Source organism: Pseudonocardia sp. Ae717_Ps2, assembly GCF_001932475.1.
GTDB lineage: Bacteria > Actinomycetota > Actinomycetes > Mycobacteriales > Pseudonocardiaceae > Pseudonocardia.
Genome location: NZ_MCIS01000001.1, coordinates 1,601,439 through 1,625,216, shown reverse-complemented (window position 1 = coordinate 1,625,216; position 23,778 = coordinate 1,601,439). Strand labels below are relative to the sequence as shown.

At 72.4% G+C, this 23,778-nt stretch carries 22 protein-coding genes and 1 tRNA gene; 7 read left to right on the top strand and 16 right to left on the bottom strand.

Translation table 11 applies throughout. From position 1 onward, the window contains the following. The first annotated feature begins 91 nt into the window (after window positions 1-91). From Ae717Ps2_RS07885 to Ae717Ps2_RS07865, 5 genes are all read left to right on the top strand, one after another. Window positions 92-1,126, top strand: coding sequence for an ABC transporter substrate-binding protein (locus Ae717Ps2_RS07885; protein ID WP_075334200.1), 1,035 nt, complete (start codon window positions 92-94; stop codon window positions 1,124-1,126). After that, on the top strand, window positions 1,123-2,250 hold the full coding sequence (locus Ae717Ps2_RS07880; protein ID WP_083695071.1) for an iron ABC transporter permease: 1,128 nt from the start codon (window positions 1,123-1,125) through the stop codon (window positions 2,248-2,250). Before Ae717Ps2_RS07885 ends, Ae717Ps2_RS07880 begins: the two co-directional genes overlap by 4 nt. Then, the gene (locus Ae717Ps2_RS07875; RefSeq protein WP_075311507.1) at window positions 2,247-3,038 is read left to right on the top strand and encodes an ABC transporter ATP-binding protein; all 792 of its coding nucleotides are present in this window, start codon (window positions 2,247-2,249) and stop codon (window positions 3,036-3,038) included. Before Ae717Ps2_RS07880 ends, Ae717Ps2_RS07875 begins: the two co-directional genes overlap by 4 nt. A gap of 143 nt (window positions 3,039-3,181) precedes the next feature. Beyond that, on the top strand, window positions 3,182-4,396 hold the full coding sequence (locus tag Ae717Ps2_RS07870; RefSeq protein ID WP_198932149.1) for an MFS transporter: 1,215 nt from the start codon (window positions 3,182-3,184) through the stop codon (window positions 4,394-4,396). A 142-nt stretch (window positions 4,397-4,538) separates the two neighbouring features. Beyond that, on the top strand, window positions 4,539-5,732 hold the full coding sequence (locus Ae717Ps2_RS07865) for an epoxide hydrolase family protein (protein WP_075311505.1): 1,194 nt from the start codon (window positions 4,539-4,541) through the stop codon (window positions 5,730-5,732). 10 nt (window positions 5,733-5,742) lie between these two features. Here Ae717Ps2_RS07865 and Ae717Ps2_RS07860 read toward each other — a convergent pair whose 3' ends face one another. The 15 genes from Ae717Ps2_RS07860 to Ae717Ps2_RS07790 form a co-directional block, all read right to left on the bottom strand. Then, complete coding sequence (locus Ae717Ps2_RS07860) at window positions 5,743-6,357, bottom strand: response regulator transcription factor (RefSeq protein WP_075311503.1); 615 nt, start codon at window positions 6,355-6,357, stop codon at window positions 5,743-5,745. Beyond that, the gene (locus Ae717Ps2_RS07855; RefSeq protein ID WP_020627295.1) at window positions 6,354-7,484 is read right to left on the bottom strand and encodes a sensor histidine kinase; all 1,131 of its coding nucleotides are present in this window, start codon (window positions 7,482-7,484) and stop codon (window positions 6,354-6,356) included. Before Ae717Ps2_RS07855 ends, Ae717Ps2_RS07860 begins: the two co-directional genes overlap by 4 nt. Further along, window positions 7,477-8,430, bottom strand: a complete 954-nt coding sequence (locus Ae717Ps2_RS07850) for a hypothetical protein (RefSeq protein ID WP_139318981.1) — start codon at window positions 8,428-8,430, stop codon at window positions 7,477-7,479. The genes Ae717Ps2_RS07855 and Ae717Ps2_RS07850 overlap by 8 nt, the downstream gene beginning before the upstream one ends. Window positions 8,431-8,864: 434 nt before the next feature. Next, window positions 8,865-9,446, bottom strand: a complete 582-nt coding sequence (locus Ae717Ps2_RS07845) for a TetR/AcrR family transcriptional regulator (RefSeq protein ID WP_158071471.1) — start codon at window positions 9,444-9,446, stop codon at window positions 8,865-8,867. An 89-nt stretch (window positions 9,447-9,535) separates the two neighbouring features. After that, window positions 9,536-10,519: an aldo/keto reductase gene (locus tag Ae717Ps2_RS07840; protein WP_337819497.1), complete on the bottom strand. Its 984-nt coding sequence runs from the start codon at window positions 10,517-10,519 to the stop codon at window positions 9,536-9,538. A gap of 828 nt (window positions 10,520-11,347) precedes the next feature. Next, window positions 11,348-12,865 (bottom strand): tripartite tricarboxylate transporter permease, encoded by a 1,518-nt coding sequence (locus Ae717Ps2_RS07835; protein WP_075333173.1) that lies wholly within the window; start codon window positions 12,863-12,865, stop codon window positions 11,348-11,350. After that, window positions 12,865-13,458, bottom strand: coding sequence for a tripartite tricarboxylate transporter TctB family protein (locus Ae717Ps2_RS07830; protein ID WP_020627300.1), 594 nt, complete (start codon window positions 13,456-13,458; stop codon window positions 12,865-12,867). The genes Ae717Ps2_RS07835 and Ae717Ps2_RS07830 overlap by 1 nt, the downstream gene beginning before the upstream one ends. After that, on the bottom strand, window positions 13,455-14,438 hold the full coding sequence (locus Ae717Ps2_RS07825; protein ID WP_075311497.1) for a tripartite tricarboxylate transporter substrate binding protein: 984 nt from the start codon (window positions 14,436-14,438) through the stop codon (window positions 13,455-13,457). Before Ae717Ps2_RS07825 ends, Ae717Ps2_RS07830 begins: the two co-directional genes overlap by 4 nt. A gap of 42 nt (window positions 14,439-14,480) precedes the next feature. Continuing rightward, window positions 14,481-15,329: an amino acid ABC transporter permease gene (locus Ae717Ps2_RS07820; RefSeq protein ID WP_083695073.1), complete on the bottom strand. Its 849-nt coding sequence runs from the start codon at window positions 15,327-15,329 to the stop codon at window positions 14,481-14,483. Beyond that, window positions 15,326-15,973: an amino acid ABC transporter permease gene (locus Ae717Ps2_RS07815; protein ID WP_020625879.1), complete on the bottom strand. Its 648-nt coding sequence runs from the start codon at window positions 15,971-15,973 to the stop codon at window positions 15,326-15,328. The genes Ae717Ps2_RS07820 and Ae717Ps2_RS07815 overlap by 4 nt, the downstream gene beginning before the upstream one ends. A 52-nt stretch (window positions 15,974-16,025) precedes the next feature. After that, complete coding sequence (locus tag Ae717Ps2_RS07810) at window positions 16,026-16,913, bottom strand: glutamate ABC transporter substrate-binding protein (protein WP_020625880.1); 888 nt, start codon at window positions 16,911-16,913, stop codon at window positions 16,026-16,028. 40 nt (window positions 16,914-16,953) lie between these two features. Then, window positions 16,954-17,739 (bottom strand): amino acid ABC transporter ATP-binding protein, encoded by a 786-nt coding sequence (locus Ae717Ps2_RS07805; RefSeq protein ID WP_075311493.1) that lies wholly within the window; start codon window positions 17,737-17,739, stop codon window positions 16,954-16,956. Between the two features lie 109 nt (window positions 17,740-17,848). Then, window positions 17,849-18,778, bottom strand: coding sequence for an SMP-30/gluconolactonase/LRE family protein (locus Ae717Ps2_RS07800; protein WP_198932148.1), 930 nt, complete (start codon window positions 18,776-18,778; stop codon window positions 17,849-17,851). A gap of 22 nt (window positions 18,779-18,800) precedes the next feature. Then, window positions 18,801-20,030, bottom strand: a complete 1,230-nt coding sequence (locus Ae717Ps2_RS07795; protein ID WP_020625883.1) for a CaiB/BaiF CoA-transferase family protein — start codon at window positions 20,028-20,030, stop codon at window positions 18,801-18,803. Beyond that, window positions 20,027-20,992 carry a hydroxymethylglutaryl-CoA lyase gene (locus Ae717Ps2_RS07790; protein WP_020625884.1) on the bottom strand — a complete coding sequence of 322 codons (966 nt, stop codon included), beginning with the start codon at window positions 20,990-20,992 and terminating at the stop codon, window positions 20,027-20,029. The genes Ae717Ps2_RS07795 and Ae717Ps2_RS07790 overlap by 4 nt, the downstream gene beginning before the upstream one ends. A gap of 190 nt (window positions 20,993-21,182) precedes the next feature. Between Ae717Ps2_RS07790 and Ae717Ps2_RS07785 the strand changes: the two genes are divergently transcribed. Then, on the top strand, window positions 21,183-21,884 hold the full coding sequence (locus tag Ae717Ps2_RS07785) for an IclR family transcriptional regulator (protein WP_139318980.1): 702 nt from the start codon (window positions 21,183-21,185) through the stop codon (window positions 21,882-21,884). A gap of 845 nt (window positions 21,885-22,729) precedes the next feature. On the opposite strand, the gene Ae717Ps2_RS07780 is transcribed toward Ae717Ps2_RS07785, so the two are convergent. Further along, a tRNA-Ile gene (locus Ae717Ps2_RS07780) sits at window positions 22,730-22,804 on the bottom strand. A gap of 96 nt (window positions 22,805-22,900) precedes the next feature. Between Ae717Ps2_RS07780 and Ae717Ps2_RS07775 the strand changes: the two genes are divergently transcribed. After that, on the top strand, window positions 22,901-23,773 hold the full coding sequence (locus Ae717Ps2_RS07775; protein ID WP_075333172.1) for an LLM class flavin-dependent oxidoreductase: 873 nt from the start codon (window positions 22,901-22,903) through the stop codon (window positions 23,771-23,773). Window positions 23,774-23,778 lie beyond the last annotated feature (5 nt).

Below are 23,778 nucleotides of genomic sequence, written 5' to 3'. Positions count from 1 at the left end.
CACGTCATGACGACGACCGGAGGAACTGATCGACCGCGGACGCCGACTGGTGAGGTGTCCAGGACGAGTACGGCATGAAGGACGTGTGCGGGTGCGACGACACCGACGGACGATCACGACGGCAGTGGCGGCCCTCGCCGCCACGGTCCTCCTGCTGGCCGGGTGCGGCAGCGGCGCACCGGCCGCCGGCCACGCAGGTCACGAGGGTGGGGACGGGGGCGGATCGTCGGCGGGCGGTGCCGGACACCCGGCCGCACCCGCCTGCCCCCCGACACCGCAGCTCGCGGCCCCGCCCCGGCGCGTGGTCACGATGGACGGCGGGGCCGCCGCAGTCCTGAACGAGCTCGGCCAACGTGAACGGATCGTCGGTACCGCCGCCCCGGACTTCTTCGCGGCCTTCACCGGCACCGAGCGGACCGAGCTCGACTCGATCCCGGTGCTGGACCCCGGACAGGGCACCACCGAGTCGGTCGTCGCGGCGAAGCCCGACCTCGTCGTCGGGATCTCCAGCTACAGCTTCGGCGGTTTCGACGGCACCCCCTCGGTGGAGCGGCTGCGGCAGGCCGGCGCCGCCAGCCTGGTGGCCTGCGAGGACGCACCCTCGCCGGTGCAGGACATCGACGAGACCTACGCGTTCATCCAGCAGGTCGCGACCGTCTTCGGCGCGCAGGAACGGGGTACGCAGCTGGTCGACCGGATCAGGGCCCAGGTCGCCGCGGCGGCACCCGCCCCCGGCACCGCGCCGGTCCGGGTGCTGGCGCTGTCCTCTGCCCCGCAGACCGCCCAGCCGCTGATGACCCAGGGCGGCTCCGGCCTCGCCAACGGCATCATCACCCTCGCCGGCGGACAGAACATCGCCGCCGACCAGGACGGCGACTTCGCGAGCCTGTCCGCCGAGCAGGTCGCCGCGCTCGACCCGCAGGCGATCGTCGTGATCACCGGGTTCTCCCCGCAGAGCGACGCCGAGCTGACCGCGGCCATCCGGTCCAGTCCCGTCCTCGCCTCGACGACCGCAGTGCGCGAGAACCGGCTGGTCACCGTCCCGCAGTCGATCACCCTGTCCCCCAGCGTGCTCAACGGGCAGGCCGTCGCCACGATCGCGAAGGGAATCCACGGCACCGGATGACCACCCACGACGAGACCGCGCGGGCCGGTAGGCCCTCCGGTGGCCCGGGCTCTTCCGTGCCGTACCCGGCTCCCGCGACCGGCGGCCTGCTCGGCCGGGTGCCGCCGGCGGCGGTGCTCACCGGGCTGCTGCTCGCCCTGTTGGCCTCGGTCGTCGTGGCGATCGGGCTCGGCCCCGTGTCGATCCCGCCCGGACGGGTGCTCGACGCCGTGACCGCCCACCTGACCGGGGGTTCCTCCGGGATCGACCGGGCCGAGGACTTCATCGTCTGGGAGCTGCGTACCCCGCGGGTGCTGCTCGGCGTCGTCGTCGGGGCGGGGCTGGCCGTCGCCGGTCTGCTGGTGCAGGCGATGGTCCGCAACCCGATCGGCGACCCCTACATCCTGGGGCTGTCATCGGGTGCCTCGGTCGGCGCCGTCCTGGTCATCACCACGATCGGGACCGCGACGGCCGGGCTGTTCACCCTGCCCGCCGCCGCGTTCGCCGGAGCGGTGCTCACCGGGGTGGGCGTCTTCGTCCTGTCCCGGGTCCGTGGACGGCTGCACGCGACCCGGATGGTGCTCGCCGGCGTCGCGGTCGGGCAGCTGCTCGGTGGCGTCACCTCGTTCCTGCTGCTGCGCACCCGCAACACCGATGCCCAGCAGCAGGTCCTGTTCTGGATGCTCGGAAGCCTCGCCGGGGCCCGCTGGGACCTGCTCGGGCTGTCCGCAGCGGTGGTCGGGGTGCTGCTGGTCCCGCTGTGGTGGCAGGCGAACCGGGTCAACCTGCTCGTACTCGGCGAGGACGCGGCCTCGGCGCTCGGTACCGACCCGACCCGGCTGCGAGCGGCGCTGTTCGTTCTCACCGGGCTGCTCACCGGGGCGGTCGTCGCGGTGTCGGGCAGCATCGGGTTCGTCGGGCTGGTCGTGCCGAACCTGGCCCGGCTGCTGTTCGGCGCCGACCACCGCCGCACCCTGCCGGTGTGCGTGCTGCTCGGCGCGCTGGTCGTCGTCTGGTCCGACACCGCCGCCCGTCTCGTGCTCGCCCCGACCGAGCTCCCGATCGGCATCCTCACCGCCGCGATCGGCGTGCCCTTCTTCCTGTACGTGCTGCGCCGCAGCGCGACCGGGGCGGTGGGGGTGTGAGCTCCCGGCTCGTGATCGACGGCGTCAGCGTCGGCCACGGCGGGGACCCGGTCGTGCACGACGCCACCCTGACCGTCCCCGACGGCGCGGTGCTCGCCCTCGTCGGGCCCAACGGATCGGGCAAGTCCACCCTTCTCAAGAGCCTCTACCGGGTGCTCAAGCCAGTGCGCGGGCATCTGCTGCTCGGCGACGACGACCTGGCCGCGATGCCGCACCGCGACAACGCCCGCGCGGTCGGGGTGCTCGCCCAGGACGACCCCGGCGGGTTCGACTTCACCGCGTGGGAGGCCGTGATGCTCGGTCGCTCCCCGCACCTGGGCACGTTCGGGCGTCCCGGCCCCGGTGACACCGCCGTCGTCGCCGACGCGCTGGAGCGCACCGGCTGTACCGCGTTCTCCGCCCGCCCGCTGTCGGAGCTGTCCGGCGGGGAACGCCAACGGGTGCTCCTCGCCCGTGCGCTGGCCCAGCAGCCCCGGGTCCTGGTGCTCGACGAGCCCACCAACCACCTCGACCCCCGTCACCAGCTCGGAGTCCTGCGGCTGGCCAGGGACCTCGGGATCACCGTCGTCGCCGCGCTGCACTCCCTCGACCTCGCCGCCCAGTACGCCGACCTGGTCGCCGTGCTGTCCGCGGGCCGCGTCGCGGCACTGGGCGCACCGACCGAGGTGTTGACCCCCGGGCTGCTCGCGGCGCACTTCCGGGTCGACGGCTCGATCGTCGCGGACCCCGTGACCGGGGCGCCCCGGGTACTGCTGCGCGAGCTGGGCGCCGGTCGGGCCGCTGAGTGACCGCACCGGCACCCGGCCTGCTCATCTCCGGATTCGCTCGCGCTCGGCACCGGGGTCACGGCAGTATCACGGCTCGTGGAGACGAACCCCTGTGACGGCCGCCGGGCCGCCGACCGCCGTGGCGCGGCGATGCCGCTGCACCGGTGATCGACGAGAGCGGAGACCGGACGGTCCGCCGGGTCCGCATCACCCAGCTCGTCGGGTCCACCGTCGACGGCGCCGTTCTCGCGACGGCGGTGCTGTACTTCAGCACCCGGGTCGGGTTGGCGGCCGAGACTGTCGGGCTCGTGCTCGCCGTCGCGGCCGCGTGCGCACTGGGTTTGTCCGTGCCCATCGGAGTGCTGGCCGACGCTGTCGGTCTGCGCCGGGCGGGCGTGGCGCTGAGCGGGCTGGTCGTGGTCTCGCTCGTCGTCTACGCCCTGGCCGGCGGGCTCGTCTCCTACGCGGCCGGGGCGATCTGCTTCGTCGTCGCGCAGGCGGGGATCGGCGCGGTCCGCCAGGCCGTCGTCGCTGCGGCGGTGGCACCGGAGGACCGGGTACGAGCCCGGGCGACGCTGCACACACTGCTCAACGCCGGGATGGGACTGGGCACGGTGTGGGGCGCGGTCGTCCTGGCCGCCGACTCGGCGGCGCTCTACCGGGCGACGTTCGTCGGGGGCGCCGCTGCGACACTGGTCTGCACCGTCCTATTCGCCGGGCTGCCCGCGACGGCCCCGACGAGGGGCGGGATGGCGGCGGGGCGGCGCCCGGGGCTCGCCGCCCTGCGTGACGGCCGGTTCGTCACGGTGACCGGCCTGTCGGCGCTGCTGCAGCTCACCATGCCGGTGCTCAGCGTGATCCTGCCGCTCTGGGTGGCCACCAGGACCGGTGCCCCGGAGTGGGTCGCTGCCGTCGCGCTCGGGCTGAACACGATCCTGGTCCTCCTTCTCCAGACCGCCTGGGCAGCGAGGATCGGCTCCGTCACGGCCGCCCGGCGCTCGGCCGTGACGGCAGGGACCGCACTGCTCGTCTCGTGTGTCCTGATCGGACTCGCGGGCAGCGTAGGCGGGGCGGTGCTGCCCACCGTGCTCGTGTTGATCGGGGTGACGGTTCTGACCGCGGGTGAGATCGGGGCGGGCGCGGCGACGTGGTTCGTCGCGTTTCGCTCCGTCCCGGAGGGCGCCCAGGGCCAGTACCAGGCCGTGTTCGGGATGGCGGCCTCGTTCGCGCGGATCATCGGACCGGCGCTGGTGCTACCGCTCGTCCTCGCCACCGGCGAGATCGGGTGGTTGGCGGTCGGCGCCGTGATGGCCGCCGCGGGAATCGTGCTCTCGGCGATCACCGGGCGATCCGACCGAACTCCGCCGCAGCTCGGCTGATCGGAGACCATCGCACGCGCTCACCGGTAGATGCCGATGTCACCGTCCGGTCCGGGACTACGGCATCTGCCGGTCGATTCGGCGTGCGGCCAGGCTGGTCTCACTGCCCCGACGGCAGCCACCCCTCCGGGAAGGACCGACCATGACCACCGCCACCGACCAGGACGTCGAGCTGCGCCCCTTCCACATCGACGTCCCGCAGGCCGCGCTCGACGACCTGTCCGACCGCCTCGCCCGCACTCGCTGGGCCCCGGAGCTTCCGGGCGTCGGTTGGGAACGCGGCGTGGCGATCGGCCACGTGCGCGAGCTGGCCGAGTACTGGCGCACGACCTACGACTGGCGAGCGCACGAGGCGGCCCTCAACGCGTTCCCGCAGTTCACCACCGTCATCGACGGCCAGGAGATCCACTTCCTGCACGTGCGCTCGCCCGAACCCGACGCCATGCCGCTGCTGATGTGCCACGGCTGGCCGAGCTCGGTCGTGGAGTTCCAGCGCGTCATCGGCCCGCTCACCGACCCCCGGGCGCACGGCGGGGACCCGGCGCACGCCTTCCATCTCGTGCTGCCGTCGCTGCCCGGGTTCGGCTTCTCCCCACCGGTCACGGAACCGGGCTGGGGCATGGTGCGGACCACCGCGGCCTTCGCAGAGCTCATGCGTCGGCTCGGCTACTCCCGGTACGGCACACAGGGCGGGGATGCGGGCGCCGGGATCGTCGCGATGCTCGCCGGCCTCGCGCCGATGGCCGGCGGCCAGGTGGCCGGGATCCACCTGAACGGCCCGTCGAGCTTCGGGCCGCCCGCAGACGAGGCCACCCTGGACGACGCCGGGAAGGTGCGGGCACGGCGGGCCGCCGAGTTCGCCGCCACGGGTACCGGCTACCTGCAGCTGCAGTCACACCAGCCCTCCACCATCGGTGTCGCTCTGCACGACTCGCCGGTCGCCCAACTCGCCTGGATCACGGAGAAGTTCCAGGCGTGGACCGACCCGGCCCGGCGGCTACCCGACGAGGCCGTCGACCGTGACCAGCTGCTGACGACCGTCACCGCGACGTGGCTGTGGGGGTCCGGGGCGGGATCGGCCCAGTTCCTGTACGAGTCGATGCACGGCGCGATGCCCTGGACGCCACCGGCCGGGGACGACACGGCGTCCTGGGAGGGACCGGTCGCCCCCACCGCGGTGGCGGTGTTCGCCGCGGACAACTCCATCCGTTCCGAGATCGACACCGGGAACATCGCACGCTGGACCGAGTTCGACGTCGGCGGGCACTTCCCCGCCATGGAGACGCCGGAGCTGCTGGTCGACGACGTCCGCGCGTTCTACGCGGGTCTGCGCTGATCGGCTGCGGTCAGCGCGACCGTAGCCACCCGGCGCGGCGGGCCGTTTCGATGGCGTCGATGCGGTTCCGCCCGCCGACCTTGGCGATGGCGTTGGACAGGTAGTTGCGCACGGTGGTCGGCGAGAGGTAGAGTTGCCTGCCGATCTCGTCGGTGGTGAGGCCGGTGGCGGCCAGGCCGAGGACGTCGGTCTCGCGGGGGGTCAGCGGGTTCGCGCCGGTCTCCAGCGCGGCGGCCACCAGGTCCGGATCGAGCACCCGCTCGCCCGCGGCGACCCGGCGCACGGCGTGCGCCAGCGTCGTCGCCGGCGCTGCCTTCAGCACGAATCCCCGCACGTGCGACTGCAGCGCCTCGAGCATGTGGCCGGGCTGGTCGAGCCCGGTCAGAATCAGTGTGCGGACGTGCGGCAGCTCGTCGTGCAGGGAGCGGGCCACCATCAGGCCGTCGGCACCGGGCATGTCGATGTCCAGGAGGGCGACGTCCGGACCGAGCTCCCTGGCCACCGGGAGGACGTCGTCGCCGCGGCGCAGCTCGGCGACGACGTCGACGTCGGGCTCCAGCCCGAGCAACGCCACCAGCGCGCCGCGGATCATGTCCTGGTCCTCGGCGACGAGCACCCGGATCACGACGGGTGCCCGACCCGGGCCGAGGGCACCGGCACGTCGACGTGCAGCCGGAACCGTCGTGCCTCGTGCTCGACCCGCAGGGTGCCACCGAGCTCGCGGACCCGGCTCGCGAGACCGTCCAGTCCGGAGCCGTCGCCACCGGGGCCGGCCGGGGCGTCGTTCTCGATCGTCATCGTGAGCCTGCCCGGTGATCGGTCGAACACGATCGCGCACGCCGTCGCGTCGCTGTGCCGCAGCACGTTGGTCACTCCCTCCCGCACTGCCCAGCCCAGCAGTGCGTCCTGGTCGGTGGGCAGCCCGTCCGGGTCGCCGGTGACGTGCACGACGACTCCGGCGGCGTCGAGCAGCCGGACGGCCCCGGCCACCTCGGCGTCCAGCCGCACGGCCCGCAGGTCGACCGTGGTGGCGCGCAGGTCGGCCAGCGCGGAGCGGGCGATGGTCGCGAGATCCTCGGTCTCGCGCGTCGCCCGCTCCGGGTCGACGTCCCGCAGCCGCCCGGCGAGCTCCCCTTTGAGCACGACCGCCGACAGGCTCTGTCCGAGCAGATCGTGCAGGTCACGGGACACGCGCAGCCGCTCACGCTGCACCGCCACCTCGGCCAGCTCGGCGCGGACCCGCGCGAGCCTGTCCAGCTCGACGGCCAGCTGCGCGTGCACGACCAGCCCACCCGCACCCAACAGGAACACCGTCGGCGTGTAGACGGCGAACCACGCGAGGAACGCGGCACCCATGTCCGCGGTCTCCGCCAGACCCAGCACGAGCTGCACCACCAGTGCGGGCAGGAGCCACGCGAACGGGTACCGGCCGGGGAGCAACATGACCGAGGACGCACCGACCAGGAACCATCCGACGGTGCCGGGAACCCCGAGCAGTCCCATCGCGACGACCGTCCCCACCAGCGACGTCAGGGTCGCCGGCCAGGCCGCGGCCCGCTCACCGCGTACGGCGGCCCGGCTGTGGTGGATCTGGCACGCCGCCGCCACCAGGGAGAGCAGACCCCACGGTGATCCTCCGAGATCCCCGCCGAAGTCGGTGAGCGACTGGACGACGACGAACCCCAGCAGGCCGGCGTGCATACCGATGCCGACCAGCAGTACCTGGCGCTGCTGGGGCGTGCGCTCAGCCACGGTCCGCCGCCCGGTTCTCGACGGTGACGCGCGGATCGCCGGTGGTGGGCTCGACGACCAGGGCGACCCGGTGCCGCACGTCGCGGGCCAGCAGATCGACGACGGCGCGGCGCAGCGCCGCCCGGAACTCGGGTGTTGCGGGCCGGCTCAGGTCGACGTCCGCGGCGTGCAGCACCACGGGCGAGCCGGAGGCCGTCAGCAGCGCAAGGGCGGTGTCGATCTCATGGGCCCGGCTCCGGGCCCGGTGGCCGCCGAGGACCCTGCGGGCCCGCAGCAGGGCGTCGCGGGCGTCGTCGACGACGGCCGGCAGAGCGCTCGGCGTCACGGTGGCCGCTCGCTCCAGCACCGGGGCGACGACCTCCCGCAGCGAGCCGACGATCCGGAAGCGCTCGGTGACCACGGCGAGGTCGCGCAGCTCGTGCTGCGCGGCACGCAGCCGCCGGCGCGCCGCCACCAGCCAGATGACCCCGTACAGCGCGCTGACCCGGAACACCAGCGAGAACACGTAGTAGCTCGCGGTCAACCCGTCGGCTCGGACCACACCCACGAGGAGGACGACGGCGCAGCAGCCCCCGAGTACCGCGAGCGCAGTCCGCAGCGGTCCGACCAGGAACGCGCCGAGCGCCACGAAGACCAGCATCATCGCCCAGGCGCCGCCGATGACGACGGCGGCCACCCCGGACGTGACCAGCAGCGCGGCGAACACCGCTCCGCCGCGCGGTGCGACGGTCCCGCGCACGGCGAACCACACTAGGTACAGATGCAGGGGTGTCGTGAGGAGGACGCCGATCGCGACCGGAACCAGCCCCGCCCGATAGGGCTCCACCACCGCGGAGCGACCGAGCTCGACCAGCGGGATCAGCGCGCAGAACCCGACGACGAGGTGTCCCAGGAACCCGACGGGTCCGCGGTCGACGTCCGCTGGGTGGCTCGGCCGTCGGTCCACCGTCGGATCGTAGAGCACACCCCGCCGGACCTGACCCGGATCGAAGCACCGGCCGGTCCGATGAAGTGCACTGATGTGTGGTCCTCCCGGGAAGCCTGGCCGGCGTCGATCCCGCGATGCTCCATCAGGTCGGAGACGACCCGGCGGCGCACTCGAGACCGAACAGAGAGACCTCGCCTCGGCACTGCCGGACTCGCTCCTGGTTGCCGGCGCTGCTCGCGCACCGATCCGGCTGCTCCCCCGGTCCCCGGTCCTGCGCACCTCCTCCACCTGAACGCCGTCGCCGCACGTGTCACGAGCGGAGACACCCGCGAGGTCGCACCGTCGCGCGCCACGGACCGGGGACCGGTCCGCTCGTGCTTCCGAGCCGGCTCAGCCGGCCGCCGTTCGACCCGGCTCGCCGCTGTCGCCCCGCGGTGCTTCGAGGGTCTCGGTCAGCCTGCATCCTGCGTCGACGAAGGACTGCGGACGGGTGTCGAACCGCGGTCGGTGCGCAGGAGGCCGTCGAGTGCCGCCTCGACCAGTCGTCCCACCGCCTCGGCATCGATCTTCCCGTGACCGACGAGCAGCCGGAAGATGAGGGGAGAGAAGAGCAGGTCGATCGCGGTGTCGGCGTCGATGTCGGGATGTGCCTCGCCGCGAGCCTGGACGCGTTCCCAGAGCACCCGCGTCTGGGCCCGGCGATGCTCGAAGAACCGGTCGCGGAGCTGCTCGGCGGCCTGAGGATCGCTCGCGCACGCTCCGATGAGCTGGCGCAGGACAACCCCGGCGGGGCTGCGGTAGTAGGCGGCGACATGACCGACCTGCTCGAGCAGATCCCGCCGGCTGTCGCCGGTATCGGCCACCGGGACGTCGTGGCTCATGGTGTCGGCGAACGCGTCGATCGCGAGGGCGAGACGATGCGGCCAGTAGCGGTAGATGGTGGGCTTGCTGACTCCCGACGCGGCGCTGACCGCCTCGATGGTCACGGCAGGCACGCCCTTGTCGCGGAGGATGTCAGCAGTCGTCGCGAGCACGGTGGCCTGGATGCGGGGGTCGCGGGGGCGCCCGGGCCGGCGCGGCGGGGCGGAGTGCGCCGCCGCCCCGCCGTCGTGCGCCTGCGGGCTCAACGGACCGAGGGCGCTGCGGGGCGGGGGCCGCCCACGCTGCCGGGGCCGTAGCGTTCGCCGCTGACCCTCTCTCCGAGCGGCGCCAGCTCCGAGAGCGCCTGCTCGTCGAGGACGAGGTCGAGTGCGGCGAGGTTCTCCCCGATCCGCTCGGGACGGGTGGTACCAGGGATGGTGGTCACCGAGGTGCCCAACCGCTCGGCCTGCGCGTAGGTCCAGGCGAGCGCGACCTGTGCAGGCTTGGCGCCCAGTCGCTGCGCCACGGCCCGCACGACCTCGGCGATGCCCTCGTTCGCGTCGCCCGCCTCGCCCTGGAACCGGGGGTTGCGGCTGCGGAAGTCGGTCGGGGCCAGCTTCGTGCGATCGATCGTGCCGGTCAGGAACCCGCGTCCCAGCGGGGCGTAGGCGACCAGACCGACACCGAGCTCGGCCATCACCGGGGTGACCTGCTCGACATCGCGGGTCCACAACGAGTACTCCGACTGCACCGCAGCGATGGGGTGCACCGCGTGGGCTCGGCGAAGCTCCGCCGCACTGACCTCGGAGAGACCGAGCGCACGGACCTTGCCCTGGCTGACCAGCTCGGCCATCGCGGCGACGGTCTCCTCGATGCCGACGTCCTGCGGCGGGCGATGCAGGTAGTACAGGTCGATCACATCGACCCCCAGACGCAGCAGTGAGGCCTCGCAGCACCGCTGGACGTAGGCGGCTTCGCCGCGGAAGCGACGGTTGGCGTCGCCGCCACTGCGGTCGATGCCGAACTTGGTCGCCAGCCGGACCCGATCCCGCCGGTCATGGATCGCCCGACCGACCAGGACCTCGTTGTGCCCGGAGCCGTAGATGTCGGCGGTGTCGATCAGTGAGACGCCCTGCTCGATCGCCTCGTGGATCGTCGCGATCGAGCGGTCCCAGTCCGCCCCGCCGTAGTGCTCGCTCATCCCCATGCAGCCCAGTCCCATCACCGGGACCTCGATGTCTCCCAAGCGGTGTGATCGCACGATCGCACTCCTCAACTAATTTACGTAGCGGAACGTAAACGAATCTACCCCCTGCTCGGCGCCGAGACCAGGGCGCGTCGAGGAACACGACGCCCTCCGCCTGGATGCCGCGTGGGCCGACCGCTCCGGCGATTGCCGGCCGAGCACTGCCGCGAGGACTGCGGTGACGCCGACCCAGGAGCCCGTTGAGCTCCAGCGGGAGCGAGCCCCCGCGGAGGTACGAGCAACCGCCCGCTGCGGCCAGGGACGACCCCGGGCCCGACCCGAACGCGTGCGCGCGGACATGGCCTACTCCTCGCGCGCGATCCGCCGGCATCTGCGCGAGCGCCGGATCGTCGCCGCCATTCCGAAGCCCTCTGGCCAGCCGCGACACCGCAAACAACGCAGCTCACGCGGCGGCCGACCGCCCGGAGGCCGCCGTAACGATGTAGCAGTTCACCGGCGGGTGTCGAAGTCGCGGAAGCGACACCGGGCCACGGAACTGCCGCTGCCGGAGCCGGCCCGCCGCTTGGTCCAGATCTCGCCGTGTGTCCCCATACGCAGCGGTGGTCGTGCCGTCCTCGCTCCGCTCGTCGGCCGGTCTCCGAGACCTTCCGTGGGGTGACCGTGTGAGTAGATCAACTCCGTTGGGACAGACGTTGGACTTGATCAGGATCCACGTACAGCGCCTGGAACGCTGAGCGTCCGTGTCCTCGCAGGGGCATAGCGGCTACACGACCATTCGCCGGCCGTGCGCCACGTCGTCGCTGAGGCCCGCGGCATCCCCGGGGACATGGGGCTCCGACCAGCCGGGAGCGGACGGCACCGGCGGTGTCACGCCGTGGCACCGAGCCGTGAACGACGGGCTCGCACCGTCCGCACGATCACCGCGCCGACGACGATCAGCAGCAGCCCGTAGAGGCCCGCTGCGATCGGGCTGTCGACGAGCGCGACCGGATCGCCCTCACTGACCGCCAGCGCGCGGCGCAGCTCGGTCTCGGCCAGCGGTCCGAGGATGATGGCGATCAGCATCGGGGCGACCGGCACCCCGTAGCGGCGCATCGCGAGCCCGAGCAGCCCGATCAGTGTGACGAGCACGAGGTCGAGGAGCTTGGCGCTGGTCGCGTAGACGCCCAGCATCGCGAACACGGTGATGCCCGCGTAGAGGTAGTGCTTCGGGACGAGAAGGAGCTTGGCCCACAGCGGGGCGAAGGGCAGGTTCAGGATCAGCAGCACGACTAGGCCGATGAAGAAGCTGGCCAGCAGCGCCCAGACGAGGTCCGGGGCCCGGTCGAACAGCAGCGGCCCGGGCTGCAGGCCGTACTGGCGAAACGCCGCGAGCAGGATCGCCGCGGTCGCCGAGGTCGGCAGCCCGAGCGCGAGCAGCGCGCCCATCGCGGTGCCGGCAGTGGCGTTACCCGCGGCCTCGGGGCCGGCCACGCCCTGGATAGCGCCACGCCCGAACATCGGGTTCGCGCGTCGGGCGTCGAGACGACGCTCGGTGCCGTAGGCGAGGAAGGTCGGGACCTCCGACCCGCCGACGGGGATGATGCCGAATGGCAGCCCGGTCGCGGTGCCGCGCAGCCACGCGGGCAGTGCCTGGCGGAACTCTGCGAACGAGAGCCAAGGCCGGCCGGGGTGGGGCATGACGCTACGGTCCTCGCTGGTCCCGCGCCGGGCGGCCTGGGAGAACACCTCCGCCAGGGCGAGCAGGCCGACCGTGATGACGATGATGTCGATGCCGTCGAACAGTTCGGGCAGGCCTCCGGTGAACCGGGCGGCGCCGGAGATGCCGTCGATCCCGACAACCGAGATCGCCAGGCCGATGCCAAGTGCGGCGAGGCCGCGCACGACAGAGTCGGTGACGACCGCGGAGATGGCGACGAACGCGAACACCGCGAGCGCGAGGTACTCCGCCGGCCCGAACACGGTGGCGAGCGCCGCGAGCGAGGGCGCGAAGAATACGACCAGCACCGCGGCGACGATGCCGCCGATGAAGGACGCGATCGCCGAGGTCGCCAGCGCCTGGGGAGCGCGGCCGTTGCGGGCCATGGTGTGACCCTCGATGGACCCGGCGATCGCGGTCGAGTTGCCGGGGGTGTTCATGAGGATGCCGGAGATGGAGTCACCGAACAGCCCGCCGAACAGGACACCGGCGAACATGATGAACGCGCCGATGGGGTCCAGGGAGAACGTGACCGGGAGGAGCAGGGCCACAGCCATCGCCGAGCCGAGGCCGGGGAGCACACCGACCGCGGTACCGAGCAGGGCACCGACGACGACCCACAACAGGTTCATCGGGGTCAGGACGGTGGCGAAGCCCTCGCCGAGGTTGCCGAGCGTCTCGAGCATCAGAACGCTCCCGCGAGCAGGCCCGGAGGCAGGTTGAGGCCGAGGCCCGCGGAGAACCCGAGCTGCACGGCGGAGGAGAACGACAGCGCGAGGAACACGTCGAAGACCGGGCGACGGCTGCCCAGGGCACGGGCGACCCCCCAGAACAGCAGGGCGCCGGACAGGAGCCAGCCGACCGGCTGCAGCGCGGCGATGAACACGACGACCGCGCCGATCGCCTCGGCCAGCGCGCGGCGGTTGGCCCGCGGGCGGGTGTCGTGCTCGGGATGCGGCGCGATGGCGGGGGTGGACGCGTCGAGGTCGTCGGCCGGTGTCGGGCGTGCGACGGCGGCGGGCTCGGGACGGCGCAGGACGTCGAGCGCCAGCAGCGCGGCGAGGACCAGACACACGCCCGCCACGACCGCTGGGAACACCTGCGGCCCGGGGAACGACGCCGTCGAGGGCACCCGCATGGTGACGGTGCCGACGGCGAGCAACGTGGCGGCACCGAGCAGCACGACCGGGATCAGCAGCCCGGTCCGGCGGCGCAGGTAGCCGTCGGAGATCGAGGACTCGGGGGCGGTGGCGTCGGTCGACGTGGTCGGTGTGCTCACAGTCCGAGCTCCTCGATGATGCGGTTCACGCGGGCCTGGTCCTCGGCGAGGAAGGCGCCGAACTCGTCACCGGCGAGGAACGCGTCCTCCCAGTTGTTGCGGGCCAGGGTGTCCTGCCAGCTGGGGCTACGGACCATCTCGCCGACCACGGCGATCAGCTCGTCGCGCTGCTGCGCGGTGATGCCGGGCGGTGCGACGAGTCCGCGCCAGTTGGGCAGGGCCACGTCAACGCCCTGATCGACCAGCGTCGGGACTGCGATGCCGGGGACGGGCCGCTCGGCGGAGACGGCGAGGGCCCGCAGGTTGCCGGCGTCGATCTGGTCGGAGAACTCGTTGTATCCGCTGATCCCGATCGCCACGGTCCCCGACAGCAGCGCGGTGAGGACCTCGCCGCCACCGGCGTAGGAGATGTAGTTGACCTCGGCCGGATCGATCCCGGCCCCCTGCGCGACCAGGCCCGCGAGGAGGTGGTCGGTGCCGCCGAGCCCGCCGCCGCCGACGGCCTGGCCGTGCGGATCCACCCGCCACGCCGTCAGGAATTCCTCCAGGGTTCGGAACGGCGACTCGGCCGGGACGATCAGCACCTCGTAGTCCTCGGCGAGCCGGGCGATCGGGGTGGTGTCGGCCAGGGTGGTGTCGGAGGAGTTGACGGTGATGGCGCCCTCCATCACCGTGCCGGTCATCATCAGCTGGGTCGGTTCGGGCCTGATGCCGACGAACCGGGTCAGCCCGATGGTGCCGCCGGCGCCCGGCACGTTGACCACCTGGACGTTGTTGACGATGGACTCGGCGCGCAGGGCCTGCTGGGACTCGCGGGAGGCGAGGTCCCAGCCACCACCGGGTGCGGCGGGTGCGGTGAGGGTCAGGTTCGTCCGGGGGCCCTGCCCGGCGACCGAGCCGCTCGCGTCGACCGCGGCGAACCCGGTCAGCGTGAGCGTCACGACGACGCCGAGTGCGGCGAGGACGGTCTTCTTCGACACGATCTCTCCTGTCGGCCCGGCCGGGCCGCTCGGTGGGTCGGGTCAGCGGGCGGTGTCGAGCCGACGGGCCATCCGCGAGAGCGCGAGGTTGACCAGCAGGTACAGCGCGGCGACGGCGGTGTAGACCGGGATCGCGTAGGTGCTGCCGAGGTACTCGACCGCCACCCGCCCCTCACGCAGCAGCTCGGTGTAGCCGATGACGAAGCCGAGCGAGGTCTCCTTCAGGATGATCACGACCTGGGAGACCAGAGCCGGGAGCATCGCCTTGACCGCCTGGGGCAGCAGTACCACGCGCAGGGTCTCGATCTTGCGTAGGCCGATCGCGTAGGCGGCCTCGCGCTGCCCCCGCGGGAGCGATTGGACACCGGCCCGAAAGATCTCGCAGAGCACCGCGCTGTTGTAGAGGGTGATGCCGATGACCAGCGCCCAGAAGGTGGGGACGTCGACACCCAGCGCGGGGGCTCCGAGGAAGATCATGAAGATCAGGACGAGCAGCGGCAGGCCACGGAACAGCTCGATCCACACCCGCGCCGCGCCGCGCAGCCAGCCGCGGTCGGAGAGCCGGGCGGCGGCCAGGACCAGTGCCCCGGCAACGGACAGCACGATCGCGACCAGCGCGACCTGGAGGGTGGACCAGAGCCCGCGCAACAGCAGGCGGGCCAGGTCGCGGTTGAGAAGGACCGCCCAGCGGTCGGGGTCGAGGATGCCGTTGCGGCCGAGCTGGACCAGCGCCGCCGCGACGACGACGGCGAGGACCCCGCCGCCGAGCAGCGCGCCGCGGCGGATGCGGGCGCGGCCGCGCGGTCCCGGGCAGTCGAACAGCACCGAGGGTCCCGAGGATGTCGTCGGACGGGCGGGTGCCGGCGTGGTGGGCCGGGTCGTCGTGGTCATCGGGCCACCGCGACCTTCTTCTCGAGCCGCTCGGCCGCCAGGCCCGCGGGAATGGTGATGATCAGGTAGAAGACGCTGCAGGCGAGCAGGATCGGGATCACCGCGTCGCTCTCGACGGTGGCCAGGGCCGTGGTCGAGGCCAGCAGCTCCGCGACGCCGAACGCGCTGGCGATGGCCGAGCTCTTGGTGAGGGCGACGAAGACGTTGAGCAGCGGTGGGATCACCGAGCGCAGGGCCTGCGGGAGGACGACGAACCGCAGTGATCCACCGAACTCGAGCCCGATCGAGCGGGCGGCCTCGGCCTGGCCCGGTGGTACGGCGTTGATGCCGGAGCGGACGGCCTCGCAGAAGAACGCCGCGTAGTAGACCGCGAGTGCGACGACGGCGGCCGGGAAGAACCCGATCCGCACGCCCATCTGCGGCAGGGCGAACAGCGCGAAGAAGAACACGACGGCGGTGGGCACGGTCCGCAGGCACTCGACGTAGCCGGTGGCGACGCGCTGCAGCAGCGGGACCGGTGAGACGCGCATCCCGGCGAGGACGACGCCGAGCGCGAGCGCGATCACCGAGGAGACCAGGATCAGTGCCAGCGAGGTGCCGAACCCCGACAGCAGCAGGGGCAGGTTGTCGAGGACGGCGGTCATCGTGGGGTCCAGGGGGTTCGGGCGGCTGGGGACGGCCGGGTGGCGGGCCGGGTCATGAGCACGGCTCCGGCTCCGGCAGGGTCATGGGCTGCTTGGAGTAGCGGCCGAGGCTGGCGTCCCACGCGCGGGCGTAGGACCCGTCCTTGGAGGCCTCCTGCAGCGTCAAGTCGATCCACTCGCAGAACTGCGTGTCGCCCTTGGCGATCCCGACCGCCCAGTTGTCCTGGTAGAACGGGCGCCCCAGCATCTCCAGGTCCTCGTCGTCCTTGCTGACGTACCCGGCACCGATCGGGCCGTGGGTGGACAGCGCGTCGACGGTGCCGTTCTTGAGCGCGTCGATGCACTTGGACGAGACGTCGAACTCGATGAGGTTCGCCTGGGGGAACTCCTTGCGGATGGTCGCGGAGACCTGGCCGCCGGCGGTCGAGCAGATCCGCACGCCGCGCGGGGTCTGCGGGTCGATGATGCCGACCGGGTTGCCCTTGAGGACAACGAGATCGAGTCCGATGTCGGCATACGGGCCCGCGAAGCTGACGACCTTCCTGCGCTTGTCGGTGATGGAATAGGTGGCCATCACCAGGTCGACCTTGTCCTGGGCGAGGAACTGCTCGCGATTGGCGGAGCTGGCCTCGACGTACTGGATCTGGTCCGCGCGCAGACCGAGCCGACCGGCGATGTACTCGCCGAGATCGATCTCGAAGCCCTCCTGGTGGCCCTGCAGGTTCCCTGCCGACAGGCCGGGGTGGTCGTAGCGCGTCCCGATCCGCAGGTAGCCGCGGTCGTGGATCTTCTTCATGGTCGATCCGGCGGCCAGGGTCGGGCTGTCCACGACATCGGGGGTGATGCCCGGGTTGGTGGTGCTGCTCGCACCGAGGGTCGCCACGAGCGCGATGGCGGTGATCAGTGCGGCGGCGGGGACGAGAGTCTTCGGGATGCGCACGGCGTCGTGCCTCCTTTCCTTCAATGGTTCCGGTGCGGCGTCAGTGGCTGAGGACCTTGGACAGGAAGTCCCGGGCCCGCTCGGAACGGGGGGAGGCGAAGAAGTCCGCAGGCGGGGCCTGCTCGATGATGCGGCCGCCGTCCATGAAGATGACGCGGTCGGCGGCGGAGCGGGCGAAGCCCATCTCGTGGGTGACCACGACCATCGTCATACCGGTTCCGGCGAGCTCCTTCATGACCTCGAGGACCTCGTTGACCATCTCCGGGTCCAGCGCGGAGGTCGGCTCGTCGAACAGCAGGACCTTGGGCTCCATCGCCAGCGCGCGGGCGATCGCGGCGCGCTGCTGCTGACCCCCGGAGAGCTGGGCCGGCAGCTTCTGCGCCTGGTTCCCGACGCCGACCCGGTCCAGCAGGCGCTCGGCCTCGGCGCGGGCCTCGGCCCTGGAGCGGCCGCGTACCCGGATCGGGCCGAGCGTGACGTTGTCCATGATCGACATGTGGGCGAACAGGTTGAACTGCTGGAACACCATGCCGACGTCCGAGCGCAGCGCGGCGAGTTCCTTGCCCTCCTCGGGCAGGGCGACGCCGTCGAGGGTGATGTCGCCGTCGTCGATCGGCTCGAGCCGGTTGATGGTCCGGCACAGGGTCGACTTGCCGGAGCCGGACGGGCCGACCACGACGACGACCTCGCCGCGGGCGATGTCGAGGTCGATGTCGCGCAGCACGTGCAGATCGCCGAAGTGCTTGTTCACCCCGCGCAGCGACACGAGCGTGTCGGCAGCCGGCGCGGCGGCCGCGGCGGAGGCGGGGGCGGTGGAAGCGGTCATGGGTGTCTCCTCGACGGTCACGTCGCTGTGGCGGAAGGATCTGGGTGTGTCGCGCACGGTGTTGGTTCCGGCGCGGCGACCGGGTCGCTGGGCGATCGCCGCGCCGGGTTCAGGGGGCGGTCGGTGGCAGGTCCGCCACCAGGACGGTCCCGGTGCCGGACTCGGTGATGTGGACGCGGGTGCCACCGGTCCGCGGGTCGGCGCGCAGGGCCAGGTTGGTGCAGGTGGTGCCGGCGGTGGACCGCAGCCGGGCGACGAGCTCGCCGTTCGGGGCGAACACGAACACCGACCCGAGCGACGCGTGGGCGACCAGTAGGCGGCCGGCGTCGTCGAGGGCGAGCCCGTCGGGGCCGCTGGTGCCGAACAGCGACACGAACCGGCCCACCTTCGACACCGACGTCCGGTCGGCGTCGAGCGGGGCCCGCCACACCGCGTTGTCGCGGGTGGCGGCGACGAACAGCACGCGCTCGTCGTGGTCCAGGACCAGCCCGTTGGGACTTGGCACGGTGTCGAGCAGCACGTCGGTCGTGCCCCCACGCACACCGCCGCGCAGCCGGAGCACCCGCCCGGTCGGGTCGTGCAGACCGGTGAGCCCCTGGTCGGTGACGTAGACGTCGCCGTCCGCCGCGACCGCCAGGTCGTTGAACCCCTTGAAGCCCTCGACGTCGTCGGGCCCCAGCACGGTGTGCACCTGCCCAGAGGCGTCGAGATGCAGCAGACCGCGGAGCTGGTCGGCGATCAGAATCCGTCCGGCGCCGTCGATCCGGCATCCGTTGGGCTGGCCGTCGTACTCGGCGAGCTGGGTCCACTCCCCCGCCGGGTCGATGCGGAACACCCGCCCGAACGGGATGTCCACGACCAGGAGGTTCCCGGCACCATCGAACACCGGTCCCTCGATGAAGGAGTCGATGCGGCGGCCGCCCTTGTGGGTGTCGGCCCAGGCGCTGGGCTCCCCGGTGCGGCGCAGGTGCGCCGGCATCGTGGCGAACGGCGTCGCGTCGATCACCTGCGGTGGCGTGTCGAGGTACATGGGGTTCATCCGGACTCTCGCGGCGGTGCGATCAGTGGACGGGCGCGGCGCGATCGGCGGGGTCGCCGCCGAACGTGCCCGCCTCGGCAGCCGTGGCGATCTGCGCGGCGGTGTAGCCGAGCTCGCGAGCCAGGTCGGCGGTGTGCTCCCCGGCCCGGGGAAGGTCGAGGCGCAGCGGCAGCCGGCGACCGCTCATCTCCAGCGGCAGCGACGGCAGCCGGGCGGTGCGGCCGTCGGTCAGCGTCACCTCGGTCAGCGCGCCCGGCTCGTTGAGGTGCGGGTCGTCGAACAGGTCCTCGGGACGCTGGATCGGGGCGAACGGCAGCCGGGCGGCCTCGCAGAGCCGCACGGCCTCGTCGCGGGTCAGCGCGCCGAGGGTCTCGCGCAGCACCGGCAGGACGCGGTCGCGCTCGGCGACGCGCTGGGCGTTGGTCGCGAGCCCGGGGTCGGCGGCGAGCGTGTCGAGGCCGAACGCGGCGCAGAACGAGCGCCACTGGGTGTCGGAGACGACTCCGATGAAGACCTTCTCGTCGTCGCCGGTGTCGAACACGTCGTAGACCGCCCAGGCCGACAGCCGCGCGGGCATCGGCGCGGCGGCCCGCCCGGTCACGGCGTACTGGGCCATGTGCTGCCCGACGAGGAAGACGTTGTTCTCGAACAGGGAGCTGCGCACCAGCTGGCCGCGGCCGGTGGCCCGGCGCTCGTAGAGGGCGGCCATGACGCCCATCGCGGCGAACATGCCGCCCATGACGTCGTTGACCGAGGCACCGGCGCGCAGCGGACGCCCGGGCGGACCGGTCATGTAGGCGAGCCCGCCCATCATCTGGACGACCTCGTCGAGCGCGGCGCGCTCCTCGTAGGGACCGGACAGGAACCCCTTGAGGCTGCAGTAGATGAGGCCAGGATTGTCCGCGGACAGCTCCTCGTAGCCCAGTCCCTTCGCCGCGAGGCCACCCGAGCGGAAGTTCTCGGTGACGACGTCTGCGGTCGCGATGAGCCGCTTGACGTAGTCCACGCCCTCGGGCGAGCTCAAGTCGACCGAGACCGAGCGCTTGTTGCGGTTGAACATCGGGAAGAACCCGGCGCCCGATCCGGGCAGAGCACGGGTCTTGTCCCCGTCGCCGACCGGCTCGACCTTGATGACGTCGGCGCCCAGGTCGGCCAGGACCAGCCCGCAGGACGGGCCCATGACCATGTGCGAGAACTCGACGACGCGCACCCCGTGCAGGGGCAGCCGCGGTGTCCGCTGCGAGGCGTTCACGCGGCCGCCCCCGCACCGGCGTAGCGGAAGCCCTTGGTGAGGCCGGCGTCGGGGACGTGGCCGTAGAGCGGTTCGCCCGGCAGCCCCTCGACGACGACCGCGCGGGCCGCCACCAGCGCCTCGATGTCGACCCCCGTGCGCAGACCCATCGACTCCAGCAGGAAGACCAGGTCCTCGGTGACGACGTTCCCGCTGGCGCCGGGGGCGTACGGGCAGCCGCCGAGCCCGCCCTGGGAGGAGTCGAAGGTGCGCACACCCGCATCGAGGGCGGCGACGACGTTCGCCAGACCCTGGCCCCGCGTGTTGTGCAGGTGCGCCGCGCCGGCGTGCCCACCGAGCTCGGCGGACAGCCGGGTGAACAGCCTCCGCACCTGCGCCGGGTCGGCGTAGCCGGTGGTGTCGGAGAGGCCGACCGAGTCCGCGCCCATTTCGGCGGCCGCAACCGCGAGGGCGATCACGCGGTCTTCCGCAACCGGTCCCTCGATGGTGCAGCCGAACGCGGTGGAGAGCCCGACATCAACCTGCAGGCCAGGGACCTTGTCCTTCAGGGCGACGACCCGGCCGACCTGCTCGATCGCCTGCTCCGAGCCCATGCCGATGTTCGCGCGGCTGTGGGACTCCGAGACCGAGACCGGCATCGTCAGCGACCGGGCGCCCGCCGCGACGGCGTTGCGGGCGCCGACCAGGTTGGGCACCAGCGCGAGCACAGTCAGGTCCGGGATGCGCAGAGCCTCACCGACCACCGCGGCCGCGTCGGCCATCTGCGGGAGCCGCTTCGGCGAGACGAACGAGGCGACCTCGATCTCCCGCAGGCCCGCAGCGGCCAGCGCCGCGACCCAGCGGTGCTTCACCGCGGTCGGCATGGTCCGGTCCACGCTCTGCAGCCCGTCCCGCGGCCCGACCTCGCTCACGAGGACGTCCACCTCGGACGTCCGCGACGCCCGCTCCGCCGTCGCACTCATGGCCCCACCACCGTTCTGTCTGACAGAATACGCTTGCGCTAGACAGCACGGTACGGCCGGCCGATAGAACTCGTCAAGACACCTCTCCGCAGCTGATCGCATTGGGTCGTTCTGTCTGACAGAATGCAGTGCGCCAGAGCGCAACGATGACCATGCGGCGCAACGTCGCCGCGCCGAGAGGACGGTGCCGGTGTCAGCCGGAGAACAGCCGAAGGAACAGCGGGTCGAGGCCGTAGAGCGGGCGCTGACGCTGCTCGAGGCGTTCGCCGAGGGAGCGGACCGGCTGTCCCTGGCCGAGCTGGCCAGACGCACCGGCTTCTACCGCAGCACCATCCTGCGACTGGCCGCGTCGCTGCAGCGGATGGGATACCTGCACCGTGAAGCCGACGGTCACTACCGCCTCGGGCCCACGCTCTGGCGACTCGGCTCGCAGTACCAACGAGCCTTCCACCTCGCCGACTACGTGCGCCCCGCCCTCGCGACAATCAGCAAGGAGACCGGGGAAAGCGCCGCCTTCTACGTGCGCGAAGGCGACCGCCGCGTCGTCCTCTACCGCGTCAACAGCGAGCAGCCGATGCGACACCATCTGGAGGAGGGTGCCGTACTCCCGCTCGATCGAGGCGCCGGTGGCCGCATACTGACCGTCCACACGGGCGGCGACGACGACCACGCCGAGCAGATCCGGAACCAGGGCTACTACCTGTCCGACGGAGAACGGAACCCCGGGACCAGTGCGGTCGCCGTTCCTGTGTTCGGTATGGGTGGCACGTTCGTCGGTGCACTGGGCGTGGTGGGGCCGCGGCAGCGGATGGGCGGGACCCGCCCGCTGGAGATCAGGGACCTGCTGGTGCGCCACGCCGAGGATCTGTCCGTGCAGCTTGGCCGCCGATAACACCTCCACCCCCGAGAGGCCCGCAGGAATCTGCGCGAAGCGTCGGTGAGTCGGGGAGAGCGGCAGCGAACGCCGCGAGGATCCGACTGAGACCTGCGCCCTTCATCACACAGGGGATCCGTCATCAGGGGACGCACCCGACAGGTGGGTCGTGCGACTCCCCACCCCGCTGACCGCCACCGCCGCCGTCGGACCGAGCTGCGACTGAATCTGGCCGAAGGCACGCCGACTGTGGCAGCGGGGAAGACGGCGGCTCCGCTCGTCGTGCTCGCACCGGCGCGACGGGGACATGGCTGGTGACCACGGCCCGCTGAATCCGTCCCGGCCTGCAGGCGGGGCAGCCGTAGTTCACCGCGCGGATTCCTGCTGCATAGGCGAGTAGTGCCGCCTTCGTCTGCGTTGCTGTGTGTGGTTGCTGTCACTCTGGGGCGTATGGCGGCGGCTGCTGAGCAGGTAGCGCGGATCCCGGCGGGGAACCTGCGGGTGCCCCGCGGAGAGTTCGCCGTGGTCTGGGCCGCCGCGCAGGATCGGACCGCGCAACAGGGCGAGCGCGGAGTCCAGAACTGGTACGCGGCCGGTGTCGTGGCGACGTGCCGGTGGCTGGCCGGTGCTGCGCACCGCACGTCGTGGGGCCAGATCCAGCAGCCGGCGGCCCCGGCAAACCGGTCGTGCGCGACGGCCCATGAGGAGCTGATCGAGGCCGAGTGCATGGCAGTCGAGCTGCCCCCGTTGCGCCAGCCAGACCTCGTGGCGGACCGTCCGGGTTGGTGCGAGGGGCCACCGTGTGGTCATCAGAGTAAGATCAGAACTTCCGGCGTCTACGCAGCTCAGACGCATGATCGTTGTGCGGCGGGCCGGGCTCGAACCGGCAACCTGACGGGTTATGAGTCCGCTGCTCTGACCAATTGAGCTACCGCCGCGGCGAGCCGGAGGATACCGGAACCGGCACACTCCGAACCGCCGTCACCCCGGTCCTCCGGCAGGGCCGGAGCACCCTCGGCATAGGGTGCCTCGGCATGCGGCTCGGTTACCTCACGCACGTCACCGGTGACGATCCGTCACGCGCCTACCGCGAGACGATCCGGCTGGCGGAGCGGGCCGAGGAACTCGGGTACGACTCGTTCTGGGTGGCCCAGCACCACGACGGTCACCTCGGCGGTCGGCTGCCGTCGCCGCTGGTCCTGCTGGCCGCGGTGGCGGAGCGGACCCGGCTGATCCGGCTCGGGACGGCGGTCGTCGCGCTGCCGCTGGAGGACCCGCGCCGGCTCGCGGAGGACGCCGCAGTGCTCGACGCCCTGTCCGGTGGGCGGCTGGAGCTGGGCGTCGGAGCGGGGGCCGATCCCGACGCGGCGCGACGCTTCGGGCGTCACCACGACGACCGGCACCGCGACACCGTCGCCGCGCTCGACGTCCTGCTGGAGACGCTGCCGACGGCGCTCGCCACGCAGCGGGTGTGGTGGGCGACGGGGTCGGCGTCGTCGGTGGACGCCGCCGCGGTCCGCGGGGTGGGAGTGCTGTCGGGCAGGCCGCCGTCGTCGCACGGCGGCGTCGTCTCCGACCTGGCCCGGTACTGGACCTACGCCCGCGGGGTCCCCCGGGTCGCGCTGTCCCGGCCGCTCCCGGCGGGCCACTCGACCGGCCGGGTCATCGACGAGCTGCTGGCCGACCCCGCGCTGCCGTGGGCGGGCGAGATCATCGTCCAGGCCCAGCCGTCGACGGTGCGGACCGACGTCCACGACGAGGTGATGGAGCGGACCGCGCGCTTCGTGCGGCCGTTCCTCGGGGTGGCCGGGCCGGCGCACGGGGCCGCGGTCGTCGAGGCGGTCGACACCGACGACGACCACCCGCCGGCGATGCGGCCGCGGCCGGTGCTGCGGCCCCACCGCTAGTACGG

Coding starts and splice junctions, on each gene's coding strand:
- Ae717Ps2_RS07775 (WP_075333172.1), top strand. CDS start 22,901: ATGCGGCTCGGTTACCTCACGCACGTCACCGGTGACGATCCGTCACGC.
- Ae717Ps2_RS07805 (WP_075311493.1), bottom strand. CDS start 17,739: ATGACCGCTTCCACCGCCCCCGCCTCCGCCGCGGCCGCCGCGCCGGCT.
- Ae717Ps2_RS07800 (WP_198932148.1), bottom strand. CDS start 18,778: ATGAACCCCATGTACCTCGACACGCCACCGCAGGTGATCGACGCGACG.
- Ae717Ps2_RS07835 (WP_075333173.1), bottom strand. CDS start 12,865: ATGCTCGAGACGCTCGGCAACCTCGGCGAGGGCTTCGCCACCGTCCTG.
- Ae717Ps2_RS07880 (WP_083695071.1), top strand. CDS start 1,123: ATGACCACCCACGACGAGACCGCGCGGGCCGGTAGGCCCTCCGGTGGC.
- Ae717Ps2_RS07865 (WP_075311505.1), top strand. CDS start 4,539: ATGACCACCGCCACCGACCAGGACGTCGAGCTGCGCCCCTTCCACATC.
- Ae717Ps2_RS07790 (WP_020625884.1), bottom strand. CDS start 20,992: ATGAGTGCGACGGCGGAGCGGGCGTCGCGGACGTCCGAGGTGGACGTC.
- Ae717Ps2_RS07820 (WP_083695073.1), bottom strand. CDS start 15,329: ATGACCACGACGACCCGGCCCACCACGCCGGCACCCGCCCGTCCGACG.
- Ae717Ps2_RS07815 (WP_020625879.1), bottom strand. CDS start 15,973: ATGACCGCCGTCCTCGACAACCTGCCCCTGCTGCTGTCGGGGTTCGGC.